This is a genomic window from Niveispirillum sp. BGYR6 (assembly GCF_027568365.1).
GTDB lineage: Bacteria > Pseudomonadota > Alphaproteobacteria > Azospirillales > Azospirillaceae > Niveispirillum.
In genome coordinates this window covers 809867-823319 of record NZ_JANLNL010000001.1, presented here as the reverse complement: position 1 = coordinate 823319, position 13453 = coordinate 809867, and the positions used below count along the sequence as shown (strand labels likewise).

13 protein-coding genes are annotated in these 13453 nt (G+C 62.0%); 10 read left to right on the top strand and 3 right to left on the bottom strand.

Annotation, left to right across the window (positions count from 1 at the left end):
• The first annotated feature begins 439 nt into the window (after nucleotides 1–439).
• The 9 genes from rpiB to thiL all read left to right on the top strand — a co-directional run bounded on the left by rpiB (nucleotide 440) and on the right by thiL (nucleotide 7842).
• Nucleotides 440–901 carry a ribose 5-phosphate isomerase B gene (gene rpiB / locus PCJ49_RS03480; RefSeq protein WP_269909730.1) on the top strand — a complete coding sequence of 154 codons (462 nt, stop codon included), beginning with the start codon at nucleotides 440–442 and terminating at the stop codon, nucleotides 899–901.
• A gap of 38 nt (nucleotides 902–939) precedes the next feature.
• Nucleotides 940–2229, top strand: coding sequence for a serine hydroxymethyltransferase (gene glyA / locus PCJ49_RS03475; protein WP_089289282.1), 1290 nt, complete (start codon nucleotides 940–942; stop codon nucleotides 2227–2229).
• 95 nt (nucleotides 2230–2324) lie between these two features.
• A complete protein-coding gene (gene nrdR / locus PCJ49_RS03470; protein WP_153205753.1) occupies nucleotides 2325–2792 on the top strand; it encodes a transcriptional regulator NrdR in 468 nt (155 codons plus the stop codon).
• Nucleotides 2793–2806: 14 nt separating this feature from the next.
• Nucleotides 2807–3940 (top strand): bifunctional diaminohydroxyphosphoribosylaminopyrimidine deaminase/5-amino-6-(5-phosphoribosylamino)uracil reductase RibD, encoded by a 1134-nt coding sequence (gene ribD, locus PCJ49_RS03465; RefSeq protein ID WP_269909729.1) that lies wholly within the window; start codon nucleotides 2807–2809, stop codon nucleotides 3938–3940.
• A 91-nt stretch (nucleotides 3941–4031) separates the two neighbouring features.
• A complete protein-coding gene (locus PCJ49_RS03460) occupies nucleotides 4032–4622 on the top strand; it encodes a riboflavin synthase (RefSeq protein WP_153205751.1) in 591 nt (196 codons plus the stop codon).
• Nucleotides 4623–4624: 2 nt separating this feature from the next.
• Complete coding sequence (gene ribB / locus PCJ49_RS03455) at nucleotides 4625–5767, top strand: 3,4-dihydroxy-2-butanone-4-phosphate synthase (RefSeq protein WP_269909728.1); 1143 nt, start codon at nucleotides 4625–4627, stop codon at nucleotides 5765–5767.
• Between the two features lie 47 nt (nucleotides 5768–5814).
• Nucleotides 5815–6279, top strand: coding sequence for a 6,7-dimethyl-8-ribityllumazine synthase (locus PCJ49_RS03450; protein WP_089289286.1), 465 nt, complete (start codon nucleotides 5815–5817; stop codon nucleotides 6277–6279).
• A gap of 10 nt (nucleotides 6280–6289) precedes the next feature.
• On the top strand, nucleotides 6290–6841 hold the full coding sequence (gene nusB / locus PCJ49_RS03445) for a transcription antitermination factor NusB (RefSeq protein WP_269909727.1): 552 nt from the start codon (nucleotides 6290–6292) through the stop codon (nucleotides 6839–6841).
• Nucleotides 6838–7842: a thiamine-phosphate kinase gene (gene thiL, locus PCJ49_RS03440; RefSeq protein WP_269909726.1), complete on the top strand. Its 1005-nt coding sequence runs from the start codon at nucleotides 6838–6840 to the stop codon at nucleotides 7840–7842. Before nusB ends, thiL begins: the two co-directional genes overlap by 4 nt.
• 74 nt (nucleotides 7843–7916) lie before the next feature.
• Here thiL and PCJ49_RS03435 read toward each other — a convergent pair whose 3' ends face one another.
• Nucleotides 7917–8699, bottom strand: coding sequence for a hypothetical protein (locus tag PCJ49_RS03435; protein ID WP_269909725.1), 783 nt, complete (start codon nucleotides 8697–8699; stop codon nucleotides 7917–7919).
• 112 nt (nucleotides 8700–8811) lie between these two features.
• A complete protein-coding gene (locus tag PCJ49_RS03430) occupies nucleotides 8812–9444 on the bottom strand; it encodes a flagellar biosynthesis regulator FlaF (RefSeq protein ID WP_269909724.1) in 633 nt (210 codons plus the stop codon).
• Nucleotides 9445–9693: 249 nt separating this feature from the next.
• Between PCJ49_RS03430 and PCJ49_RS03425 the strand changes: the two genes are divergently transcribed.
• Nucleotides 9694–12573, top strand: a complete 2880-nt coding sequence (locus tag PCJ49_RS03425; RefSeq protein WP_269909723.1) for an adenylate/guanylate cyclase domain-containing protein — start codon at nucleotides 9694–9696, stop codon at nucleotides 12571–12573.
• Between the two features lie 171 nt (nucleotides 12574–12744).
• Here the strand turns inward: PCJ49_RS03425 and PCJ49_RS03420 are convergent, their stop codons facing one another.
• Nucleotides 12745–13065, bottom strand: coding sequence for a ribbon-helix-helix domain-containing protein (locus PCJ49_RS03420; protein WP_269909722.1), 321 nt, complete (start codon nucleotides 13063–13065; stop codon nucleotides 12745–12747).
• Nucleotides 13066–13453 lie beyond the last annotated feature (388 nt).

The following is a 13453-nucleotide window of genomic DNA, read 5'->3' as shown; positions in this document are numbered from 1 at the left end:
TGAAATTATGTCAACGGGAAACATCTGCATCATTGTTTGGATTACTTGCTGATGTTGTTGTGTCAAAGTTTATATAACACCTTGGTGAAACAGTCAGGCTGGACCTTCCGCTACTGCCACTGGGGTCCAACTGTAGTAGGCCTATATCCTATGTTATAGCGGACCGACCCTTCGGCAATTTGTCATGCAGGTGCATGATATGTATCAATTTCCAACTATTCACGACTCGGGGGTTCTTGCACCCCAACGTGGCCGTCGGCCTGATCGCAGGCAAGCGCCGGGGGCAGGGCGGGCTTGCTCTCCCATCCGCTTGCCGGTTCTGGTGCTGTGGGAAACCATCTGCTAGGGTCGCCTGCGTCAGACACCCCCAAACTCTGGGGTGTTTTACCCTGTTGGTCCCGCATTGGGGCGCGCAACGGTACTGGGATAAGGTGGCACCATGAATGGCGAGGCAATTGGCACCATGGCAGGCGCGCTGACGATTGCGATTGCATCCGATCATGCCGGGCCGGAGCTGAAGGCCCAGATCGCCGCCCAGTTGCGTGACCTGGGCCATACGGTGCTGGATCTGGGTACCGATGGCAGCGCCTCGGTCGATTATCCGACCTATGCTGATGCGGTTGCCGCTGCGCTTGCCGACGGGCGCGCCGCGCTGGGTGTGTTGATCTGCGGTACTGGCATCGGCATTTCCATTGCCGCCAACCGCCATCGCCATGTGCGCGCCGCCCTGTGCCACAGCCCGACAGATGCGCGGCTGACCCGTTTGCACAATGACGCCAATGTGTTGGTGCTGGGTGCCCGCACCACCGGTATCGAGGTGGTGAAGGACATTGTCGCCACCTTCTTTGCCACCCCATTCGAAGGTGGGCGTCATGCCCGCCGCGTGGCCATGCTGGGCTGAACCCGGCGGCCTTTCCTACTGTTGAGGATCAGACGATCATGGACAGCATTCAGGGTTCCCCCTTCTTTTCCGACCGGCTGGCCGCCGCCGACCCCGATCTGTATCAGGGTATTGCCAAGGAACTGGCCCGGCAGCAGGAACAGATTGAGCTGATCGCCTCGGAGAACATCGTTTCCGCCGCCGTGCTGGAAGCGCAGGGCTCCGTCCTCACCAACAAGTACGCGGAAGGCTATCCGGGCAAGCGCTATTATGGCGGTTGCGAATATGTCGATATCGCTGAACAGCTGGCAATCGAACGCGCCAAGAAGCTGTTTGGTTGTGAATATGTTAATGTGCAGCCGCATTCCGGCGCCCAGGCCAATCAGGCCGTCTTCATGGCCCTGCTGCAGCCGGGCGACACATTCATGGGTATGGATCTGGCCGCCGGCGGTCACCTGACCCATGGTGCGCCGGCCAACCAGTCCGGCAAGTGGTTCAAGGTCGTCTCCTACGGCGTCACCCGCGACACCCACCTGATTGATTATGACGATCTGGAAGCCAAGGCGCGCGAACATAAGCCCAAGCTGATCATTGCTGGCGGTTCCGCCTATCCGCGCGCCATCGATTTTGCCCGCTTCCGCAAGATCGCTGATGAGATCGGCGCCTATTTCATGGTGGACATGGCCCATTATGCGGGTCTGATCGCCGCGGGCGTCTATCCCAACCCGCTGCCGCACGCCCATGTGGTGACCACCACCACCCATAAGACGCTGCGCGGCCCGCGCGGCGGCATGATCCTGTCCAATGATTTGGATTTGGGCAAGAAGATCAACTCCGCCGTGTTCCCTGGTCTGCAGGGCGGCCCGCTGATGCATGTCATCGCCGCCAAGGCCGTGGCCTTTGGTGAGGCGCTGCGGCCGGAATTCAAGACCTACGCCGCCAATGTCGTCGCCAATGCCAAGGTGCTGGCGGAACGGCTGGTGGCCGGTGGTTTGGACATCGTGTCCGGCGGCACCGACAGCCATATCGTGCTGGTGGACCTGCGTCCGAAGAAGCTGACCGGCAAGGCTGCAGAACATGCGTTGGAAAATGCCGGCATGACCTGCAACAAGAACGGCGTGCCGTTCGATCCGGAGAAGCCCTTCGTCACCTCGGGCGTGCGTCTGGGCAGCCCGGCGGCCACCACGCGCGGCTTCGGCACGGCCGAATTCGCCCAGATCGGCGACATGATTGTGGAGGTGCTGGACGCGCTGGCCGTCAGCAATGGCGATAACAGCGCGGCGGAAACCCGGGTGCGCGAACGGGTGCAGGCGCTGTGCCGCCAGTTCCCGATCTATCCGAACCTGTAATGTGAATGACACCGCGCCCTGGCTTACAGGGCGCGGTTTTGTTTTGCGCGCCAATGAATTAGAATAAAAAATACAGGGATGAATGGAGGCTTCGTATGCGCTGCCCGTTCTGCGGGAATGACGACACCCAGGTGAAGGATAGCCGCCCGACCGAGGATAACTCGGCCATTCGGCGGCGGCGTTTCTGTTCGTCCTGCGGTGCCCGGTTCACGACATTCGAGCGGGTACAGCTGCGCGAATTGACCGTGGTGAAAAGCTCCGGCGCGCGGGAGCCGTTTGACCGGGAAAAGATGCTGCGCTCCATGCGCATCGCCCTGCGCAAACGCCCGGTGGATGCAGACCGGATTGACCGTGTGGTTAATTCCATCGTCCGTCAGCTTGAAAGTTCCGGAGAGACGGAAATTCCGGCGACCCAGATCGGCGCCATGGTGATGGACAGCCTGAAGGCGCTCGATAAGGTCGCCTATATCCGCTATGCCTCTGTTTATAAAGATTTCCGGGAGGCAACGGATTTCAACCAGTTCGTTGAAACCTTGCGCACCGACGTGCTTACCCCTGAGTGAGTGGAACTTCGCCGATGCCGGCATCTGTTTTTTCGCCGGCGGACCATGCCCATATGGCGTCCGCCCTGGCCCTGGCTGAAACGGGGCTGGGCCGGGTTTGGCCCAACCCGTCGGTGGGCTGTCTGATCGTCAAGGATGGGCAGGTACTGGGGCAGGCGGTCACCGCACCCGGCGGCCGGCCGCATGGGGAAACCCAGGCTTTGGCCCAGGCCGGCGATGCTGCGCGTGGCGCCACCGCCTATGTCAGCCTGGAACCCTGCAATCATCATGGCAAGACCCCCCCCTGTTCGGAGGCGCTGATCGCTGCTGGGGTGGCGCGGGTGGTGGTCGCCTGCGAAGACCCCGATCCACGCGTCTGCGGCGGTGGCATCCGTCGGCTGCGGGAAGCCGGCATTCAGGTGAATGTCGGCCTGATGGCGGCGGAGGCAGAGGCGCTCAACGAAGGCTTCATCAACCGCATCCGCTATGCCAAGCCGATGGTCAGCCTGAAAATGGCCACCAGCCTGGATGGCCGTATTGCCACCCGCAGCGGCCACAGCCAATGGATCACCGGCGCGCCGGCGCGGGAACAGGGGCATCGCCTGCGCGCGAACCATGATGCCATCATGGTGGGGATCGGCACGGCCCTGGCCGACGATCCGGAACTGACCTGCCGCCTGCCAGGGCTGGAGGATCGCTCCCCGGTACGGGTGGTGCTGGATACAAGGTTGCGTCTGCCGCTGACGGCCAAGCTGGTGCAGCAGGCGACCAGGGTGCCGACCTGGATCGTCACCCTGAGCCACGGGGCGGAGGCTGCGCGGGCACAGGCCTTCCTCGATTGCGGCGTGCAACTGATTGAGATTGAACCGGAAACCCCCGGCGAAATCGCCATTGGCACTGCCCTGCGCACGTTGGCAGCGCGGGGGGTGACGCGGGTATTGGCGGAAGGGGGATCGCGGCTGGCCGCTTCCCTGCTGCGCGCGGGGGAGGTGGATCGGCTGGAATGGTTCCGGGCGCCGATGGTCATCGGCGGCGACGGGCTGGGGGCGGCCGCCGGTTTTGGCATTGACGATCTGGCCGATGCGTTGCGTTTCCGGCGGGTGGATGTGCTGCCGCTGGGCGACGATCTGCTGGAACGCTATCGCCGTGCGCTACCCCGACCCTGCTGAGGGACAAGGGCTGGCCAACACACCGGGGCCATGCGTGAACCGCAGAGAAATCCCGCTCGCAACTTGCGCCTTATCGACCTAATTTATCCTCATGTTTACAGGCATCATCACCGACATCGGCCGGATAGCCGACATCGAGCATCGTGGCGACCTTCGCCTGACGATCGAGACCCGCTATGACCTGTCGCAGGTGGCAATGGGCGCGTCCATCGCGTCCAATGGCGTCTGCCTGACGGTCATTGAGAAGCTGGCCGGCGCTTACCGCGTCGATGTGTCGGCAGAAACCATCGCCAAGACAACGGTGGGTGACTGGGTGGTGGGCACGCCCGTCAACCTGGAGCGCTCCCTGAAGCTGGGGGATGAACTGGGGGGCCATCTGGTCTATGGCCATGTCGATGGTATTGTCACCGTGCTGTCGGTGACGCCGGATGGCGACAGCCACCGCTGGCGCTTCCAGGCCCCGGCCAATCTGGCCCGCTACATCGCAGCCAAGGGCTCGGTGGCGTTGAACGGTGTCTCCCTGACCGTGAATGAGGTTGAGGGCGATGTGTTCGGCGTGAACATCATCCCCCATACCGCGCAGGAAACCACCTTCGGCCAGATCGGGGCCGGGGCGCGGGTGAATCTGGAAGTCGATATGCTGGCGCGTTACGTCGCCCGTCTGGTTGGAAAAGAAGGCTGAAAATGTCCGCTCCCGAATCCCGTCTGCCGCCGGATGACCGCGCGGTGCTGAGCAGCACCGAAGAACTGATCGAGGAGGCCCGCCAGGGCCGCATGTTCATCCTGGTCGATGATGAGGACCGGGAGAATGAGGGCGATCTGGTCATCCCGGCCCAGATGGCGACGCCGGAAGCGATCAATTTCATGGCCCGCTATGGCCGTGGCCTGATCTGCCTGACCATGGACAGCCAGCAGATTGAGCGACTGCGCCTGCCGCTGATGGCCCAGCAGAACGGTACCCGCCACCAGACCGCCTTCACCGTGTCGATTGAGGCGCGGGAAGGGGTGACGACCGGCATTTCCGCCGCTGACCGCGCCCGCACGGTTCAGGTGGCCATCGATCGCAATGTCGATCCGCGTGACATCGTCACGCCAGGCCATGTCTTCCCACTGCTGGCCCGCGATGGCGGCACGCTGGTGCGCGCAGGCCATACCGAAGCCTCGGTCGATTTTTCCCGGCTGGCCGGGCTGAACCCATCGGGCGTGATCTGCGAGATCATGAATGATGACGGCACCATGGCCCGGATGCCGGATCTGGTGACGTTTGCCCAGTTGCATGGGTTGAAGATCGGCACCATTGCCGACCTGATCGCCTATCGCCGCCGCACCGAAACCATTGTTGAGCGCAGCTATCGCACCACGCTGGAAAGCCATTTTGGTGGCCGCTTTGAAATGGTGATCTATCGCAACCGGATGAGCGGGGCGGAACATATCGCCCTGGTGAAGGGCGATGTCGCCGCCCCCGGCCCGGTGCCGGTGCGGATGCATTCGCTGGATATTGTCAAGGATTTGCTGGGCGATACCCGCCATGGTCCGCGCGGCGGCCTGGAAGGCGCATTGCGCACCATCGCCGAGGAGGATCGCGGCGTGGTGGTCGTCATGCGCGACGCCCAGCCCTTCTCCCTGGCTGACCGTGTGCGCAATGTTGATGACGGTAATCTGGAACCGTCGGGCGAATTGCGCGACTATGGCATCGGCGCGCAAATCCTCAACGATCTGGGCGTGCGGGAGATGGTTTTGCTGAGCAATACCAAAAAGACGGTGGTGGGCCTCGAAGGCTATGGGTTGACCATTGTCGGCCAGCGCGCCATACCCACCGCCTTCTGAGTTGCCGGCAACCCGTCGCTTTCGTCTTTTTACAGGAAGAATCAGCCATGGCCGACGCGCCCCATATCATGATCGTGGAAGCCCGCTTCTACGAGGATCTCGCCGATGAACTGGTGAAGGGGGCCGTGGCCGAGCTGGAGAAGGCCGGCGCCACCTATGAAATTTTCCAGGTGCCCGGTGTCTATGAAGTGCCGGCGGCCATCCAGTTCTCCGTCCGCTCGATGGATTTCTATTCCGGCCGCCGGCGTTTTGATGGCTATGTGGCGCTGGGCTGCGTGATCCGGGGTGAAACCACCCATTATGATTACGTGTGCAATGAAAGCGCGCGTGGCCTGCAGGATTTGGCCCTGCGCTATACGCTGGCCATCGGCAATGGCATCCTGACCACCGAGAATCGGGAACAGGCCTGGGTGCGCGCTGCCGTCAATCAGAAGAACAAGGGCGGCTTTGCCGCAAATGCCTGCTTGCAGATGATCGCCCTGAAACAGCAATTCCGCCTTTTTTCCCGCTGAGTTTTGAAACATGCCGCCGCGCAAGAAGATCGCCCTGCCGCCCAAGCCGGAGCCGCCGCCCAAGATCAAGCCCACCGGCTCTGCCAAGGCCCGGCGCAGTGCTGCCCGTCTGGCAGCGGTGCAGGCGCTGTACCAGATCGATCTTGCCGGCACGTCCAGCGATGCGGTGATCATGGAATTTGTCCGCCACCGCATCGGGCAGGAGCAGGATGGCGACGAGTTCGTGACGGCGGAACCGGTGCTGTTCGGCGATATCGTACGCGGTGTCCAGGCCCGTCTGGCCGAGGTGGATGAGCTGCTGGGCGGCCTGCTGGATCGGCAATGGTCGCTGGACCGGATGGAACTGCTGCTGCGGGCTATCCTGCGCGCCGGGGCCTGGGAATTGCTGGCTAATGCCCCGGTGGCCCCGCACATCATCATCAACGACTATATCGACGTTACCCACGCCTTCTTCGCGGGCCGGGAGCCCGGCATGGTGAATGGCGTGCTGGACAAGCTGGCCCGTGCCCTGCGGCCGGAGGAAATGGCAGCCAAGGCGGCGGCCAAGAAGGCCGGTTCGTGACGCAGGCCAAGGCAGGGGCAGGGTTGGGGGAATTCGGCCGGATTGCTACCTATTTCCGGCCGCTGGCCGTGGGCGTGCCCGGCGCCTTCGATCTGACGGATGATGCGGCCGTGCTGGATGTGCCGGCCGATCAGCAGCTGGTGGCCACCTGCGATGGCATGGTGGCCGGCGTCCACTTCCTGCCCGGCGATGATCCGGCCGATCTGGCGCACAAGATCCTGGCCGTCAATATGTCGGACCTGGCGGCCAAGGGGGCCGAACCCCTGGCCTATAGTCTGGTGATGGCGCTGCCGCGCGGCACCAGCGATGAATGGGTCGCCGCCTTTGCTGCCGGACTGGGCGCGGCGCAGCGCGCTTTCAAGATCAATTTGCTGGGGGGGGACAGTGTCTCCACCCAGGGGCCCCTGTCGCTGACCATCAATGCGCTGGGCATCGTGCCGCGCGGCACGATGATCCGACGCAAGGGTGCCCGGCCGGGTGATGCGGTGTTTGTCACCGGCAATATCGGCGATGCCGCTCTGGGCCTGAAGCTGGCCTTGGGCACGCTGGCCCAGCCGGTGCCGGATGCCGACCGTGCCTATCTGGTGGGGCGCTTGCGCCGCCCCTCTCCCCGGCTGGAACTGGTTGCCTCCCTGCGGGTTTTTGCCACGGCGGCCCTGGATGTTTCTGACGGTCTGGTGGGCGATCTGCGTCATCTGGCGGCCGCCAGCAATGTCGGCATCGCCCTGGATGCCCGCACGGTGCCGCTGTCGCCCGCCGCTGCCCGTTTGGTAACCCGCCAGCCGGAACTGCTGAGCGCCGTGCTGACCGGCGGCGATGACTACGAGGTTGCCTTCACCGCACCGGCCGGCAAGGGCGATGATATTGCCGCTGCCGCCAGCAGCGCCGGCGTCACCGTTACCCGCATCGGCCGAGTCACGGAAGGTCCGGTGGGGGTGGCGGTACTGGGCATGGGCGGTGTGGAAATGCCCATCGGCCAAGGCGGCTGGGAGCATCGCTGAGTAACAGCCATACAAACTAAAAAGGGCGGTGAGGCTGCAGCCTCACCGCCCTTTCTCATGTCCATCATCCGATATCAGCCGCCGAACATACCCAGCAGCTTTTGAGTCCCGCTCTGCCCTGTGGGGGTATAGGATTGGGTCTGCAGCATATTCTGCAATTCCAATTGAGCGGAGGAAAGCTGCGGTGTGCTGCTGGCTGCCGTCGCCTGCTTAGCGATAGTATCGTAGTCAGTCTTGTACAGACCCTTGGAAAGCTGAATCGCGTAATTCTTGTCTTCGATGGGTTTTCCCTTGCTGTCCAGCGAGGTAGTTCCATCATGCGTGACCTTGATGAAATATTCGCCATTGTCCAGCTTCAGGTCACCTTTCTGCAGGGCCTTGTAACTTTCATTGCTTTTGCCGGTGCCTTCCTTGCTATCGGCAAGAATCCCGCCGTAGCGGGTCATGACCTGTACGCGCAGCCCCGGATCGCTGACCGTGCCCAAAGTGATGGACCCGGTTCCCTGTGTGGTGAAGCGGTACACATCCCCTTTATCGCCCTTCTTCAGGGCGCTGTAGACATTCAGCCTCGTGCTGTCCGCCACCAGATTGCCGATATCTGTGGCTGAGCTTGTCGTGGCGTAGGCGGATTTGTTGACCTGCTTTTCCAATGTCTGAACATTGATCTTGGCCTGTGCCGTCGATTGTTCATCCAGCTTCTTTTGCTTTGCCTGCAACTCGGCCACGCTGTCGCCGATGCTGGAAAGCTCAGCCGCAGCCTGGGCAGCCTTCACCTTTCCCTCGGCAATGGCCTGACTGGCGGCGGCAAGGCTGGCAGCGGTGTCGCTGCTGCTCGAAGAGAGGATGGACGTGACCATGGCAGACCCTTTCCAAGATCCATGATCGGCAGGAGAACCGAATTACCGACCATCCTAGGCCGGAATTAGATAAAATGCAATCAATCGCTCGATAGACAGAGCCTAATATCGATCAGATCGATATGCTCAGTTTACCGCTTGGCATTGGCGGGTGGTTGGGTTTCGGCATCGGCGGCGGTACTGGCGCAGCGGCTTGGGATGGCGCGGTGACAGGGCCGTCACCCGCTGCCGGCCGCTGCGACAACCCGGTCGCCACGGCCCGGTTAATATCAATCAACCGATCAAGCTTTGTCGTATCCAGATCGATCAGCCGATCAAAGGTCTGCCGATCAACGATGATGGACAGGGTAAGGATATTATCCCGCACATCACGCGGCAGCGGGCATTCCGGATCGACCATGGAGGTCTGGAAAATGGTCCAGAGCCGCTGGTTGAGCGAGAGAGCCTGACGCAGCAGTTCCGGATTTTCCGGTGCCTGACGCGCATGGATCAGGCGCCGGGCTGCTTCGGTCAAACCCCAAGCCTCCACATCGCGGGGATCCTCGGAGATGGGGCGGTTTGTGTAACCGGTCGCTGGCTTCATAACGGGTGCCATGTCCTGTGAACGGACCAATAAGACAGATGCATTATTCCACAATGGGGTACGTCCCACAAGAATAATGCCCTGAGCTGCGTCATCGTTGCCGGCCTCTTCCCGCCAGCACCTCGCCATCATGGCCGCAATTGGATAAAATTTCGTGAACAAGCCATTGGCAGACTGGGGGGCCGATACCCGCTTCCCAACGGGCCGGCGGGTATTCTGTGCGTGGGGTTTATGACACATTGTAACGTCTGCGATCATGGCTGGGCAGATGTGAAGTAAAGCTCGCTGCTCCACCGACCCCAGGTGGTGATATCGTGCCCACCTATACTTTTGGGATAGGTTTGCCGGATCGCTCCCCCAGATGGCTGGTGTTACGCTGAAGAGGGTTCGGCTGCGGTTAAGGTGGACGACGTGTCGGCAGCAAGTGTGCAGTTCGGCCTTATCACGCCCGGGGTGCAGCACGCTGAACAGAGCGTGGTGGAGGAGGCTGACCGCCGCACAGCCACAATATTTTTCTGTGACATCGTCAATTCCACCCAACTGATCGCCCCCAGCGACCCGGAAGATGCACGCGATCTTCTGAAGGGGGTAATTGATGTCATGGTGCGGCATATCCGCCGTTATGGCGGAACCGTCTGTCAGCGGCTGGGTGACGGCGTCTATGCCGTCTTCGGTGCGCCCGCCGCGCAGGAAAACCATGCTGTACGGGCCTGTGCCGCAGCTGATGCCATCGTGCGTGAGGTGGCGCGCACCCAGACCTGCGCGGTGCGCGTCGGCCTTTGCTCCGGTGAAATTGTCTGGGATGGCGGCGCCTTGCGCAATCAGAACGGCTCCCCCGCCGTCGGACGTGCCGTTCACGCTGCCGCGAAATTACAGCAGGCTGCCCAGCCCAATCACGTGCGGCTGTCGGACAGCACTGCGGCACTGGCGGCGGACTGGGTTGATTTGCGGGCCGGCGACACCTTGTCGCTGACGGCCCTGGACAAGATCGGCACGTTTGAGCTGCTCGGTGTGCGCCGCCGGCGCCTGCATCGCGGCCAGCAATTGCCGATGGTGGGACGGGAGGCGTTGCGCCGGACCCTTTCCACCATCTTGTCCGGCCTTTCTGGCGGTTCCCCGGCTCCCTCGGTCCATCCAGCACCGATCATGCATATTGTCAGCGGGGAGGCGGGGCTGGGCAAGTCCCGCCTGCTGTCGTTGCTGGCGGCAGAGGCGCGTTGGCGGGGGGTGCGGGTCGTCGAATGGTCGATTTCCGCCATTGAGCCGGTGGGCGCACCCCAATTACTCCAGGAGCTGGTCGGGGAGTTCCTGGACAGTTCTATTGGCGCCGACGCGGCGGAAAGTCTGACGGTCCTTCTGGATGCGGGTCTTTCGCGCAGTTTCGCGGAGCCGCTTGTGGCCCTGCTGCACCCCGTGGCCGGTGCCTCGCCTGCCGCTGCGGGTGAGCGATTATCCATGTCGGCCCGCGCTGTGGCGGAACTGGCGGTGCTGGCGGCGCGTAAACGCCCGATATTGCTGGTGGTGGAGGATCTGCATTGGGCGGGCAGCGAATTGCTGGCCGTGTTGAGCGCCCTGCTGCGGCGTTGTGCCGGTGAGCCGATCCTGATCCTGGGCAGCAGCCGGAATCCCCGCCCGCCTGAGGTACTGGCGGAGGCAGGAGAGATGCGGGGGCATATCCTGTCCCCCCTTAATATCAATGATGCGCGTGCATTGCTCGACAGCTATATGGGGCGCGACCCGGCACTGGACTCCATCAAGGATGAGTTGCAGCGCCGGGCGGAGGGGAATCCCTTCTTCCTGATCGAATGTGTCAGGGTTCTGGTTGATCAGGACGCGCTGGCCGGCCCGGTCGGCGGTATGCGCTTGGGGATGCCGACAGCCCGTCGGTTGCCGGATACGGTGCAGGCCCTGCTGGCCGCGCGTACGGACCGGTTGGCGCCGGTGGCGCGTGACGTATTGCGGGCCGCCGCCGTCATTGGTTCGACCTTTGATGTTGCTCTGCTCTCCGCGCTGACCGGATGCGCAGTGCCTAACCTGCCCCTGGTTGGATTGTCTGATGCCGGGTTGATTGATGAAACCCGTCTGCTTCCGCGTTTGGAATATAGCTTCCATCATGCCCTGATGCATGAGGCGGTTTATGAAGGGATTACCCGGCGGGAGCGCCAACGTCTGCATGGAAGGGTAGCAGAACTGCTGGATGGTGACCGTTTCGCCCAGCTGCCTGGTCGGCTTGCCGCTCAGGCCCGCCATGCTGATCATGCCAAACTTTGGCCGGTGGCTGTCCGATCCGGCCGGGCGGCGGGACATGAGGCTCTGCAACGGTCGTTGGCGGCGGAAGCCGTATCTTTGTTCGCTCTGGCTGTGCGGGCCAATGATGCCCTGCCACCGGATGGGGAAAATGTTCGCGCCGGGATTGATCTGCGCCTGATCCTGGCCCGCGCGGCCATGCCGGCGGGTGATCGGGATCGCGCAATGGCAGAGTTGGAGCGCGCGGTTGAGCTGGCCCATCAGTCAGGCGACGAAGCAAGGGCGTTGGCGGCTCTGGTCCAACAGGTCAGCTACGAGTGGGTCTATGGTGGGTTGCACCATGCCCTGGCCCTGGCTGACCGGGCGCTGTTGCTGTCGGGCGGCGGTCAGGTGTCATCTGCCCATCCAGAGGTGCAGGTCATGGCGGCCTGCTGCCATATAGAGGCCGGCAATCTGGAGCAGGGGCACAAGCTGCTGGATTTCGCTGACCGAGCAGATGCCTGGCGGGACCATCATCCGGGTCACTTCATGATGGTGGATGTCCCGATGCTGATCGCCCTCATGCGCGCCCGCTGCATCTTCCACCAGGGCAAGGATCCCACGGCGTTGCTGCAGCAGGCGTTGCAGTTGGGTGATGCGGGGACGCATCCGTTCAACCGCATCTATGTACGTGTTTATGCTGGGGAAATTCTACAGGGGCAGGGACGCTATGCCGAGCTTCTGGCCCTCTGCAATGAGGCCCTGACAGTTTCCGCCGCGGCTGCCTCACCTTTGCTGGATGATGTGCTCCACGCCCGGCGCGGCTTGGCGCTGATTGAATTGGGCCGGAGCATCGACGGGCTGGCCGAGATCGATCAAGCACAACGGAATGCCGCAGAACGTGGTGCGATTCTTCATGCATCACTGGCACAATTCTGTCGCATCCGTGGCCTGATCCGAATGGGTTTACGACAGGACGCCAATCAGGAGCGGTTGCGGTTGGAAGCCACTGTCCAGCGCTATGGCTATGGCCTTCTGAGCCGTTTACTGGCCCAAGATAACTAAAATTCGCCATTCCGGGTACGAAGAACGTACACGGTAGGATTCGGCTCAGCGAGATGGGGATTACGCGCAGCGGGAATGCCCCTTTTGGGAGCAATACATCTTAACCAAGCAAAACCACGGCAGACGCTGGCTGTCGTGGTTTTACGCAGTGGGATGGCGATATTGGCGCCCTCAGACGTGGTTGAATTCTTTCAACAACGCTTGGTTATTGCCGCGTGAGACCGCACGGAAATAGGCCACCAGGAAAGCACGGATCGTCGCTGTCAGCGACGCATTCTGGTGCTGGCGTCGGGAGACGACACTGATCACCTGATGGATCGTCATGGATTCCCGCTCGGCAATCTCATGCAATGCCTGCCACATGACAGCTTCAAGCCGGACGCTGGTGCGATGGCCTTCAACCCATACATTGTGGCTGATCAGCTGTCCGTCCACTTCCAGATCATGGGGTTCATAGACGGTTATATCGTTGGTGTCGTTGATTATATTCATTGGCTGCCTCGCCTGGACAGGTTTGCTTATGATCGTTTCCCAACGACCCACACACCGAACATAGTCGATTATATGCATACAGTGCTGTGAAGCACTTCACATTTCAAAACGTCACTTTCGCATTACGGTTTGTGCCGTGGCATGGCTAACATTTCCTGACCACACTTGTAACCCCGCAACTATTCAATCTGCATAGGAGAGGCTCATGTTGATTCGTGGTGCTGACGGTCGCTTGTATCGCGTTGGTCCGCAGGGGGTTGAAGTTGTGTCGGGTGCTGTTGTGCTGGCGCCTCAGCCTCGTGTGGCAGCCCCCCGGCTGGCGATGGATGTCGGTGCCAGTGCCGAACTGTATGGCGCCCGCAGCTGACGGGCTTGCCAGCCCGGACTG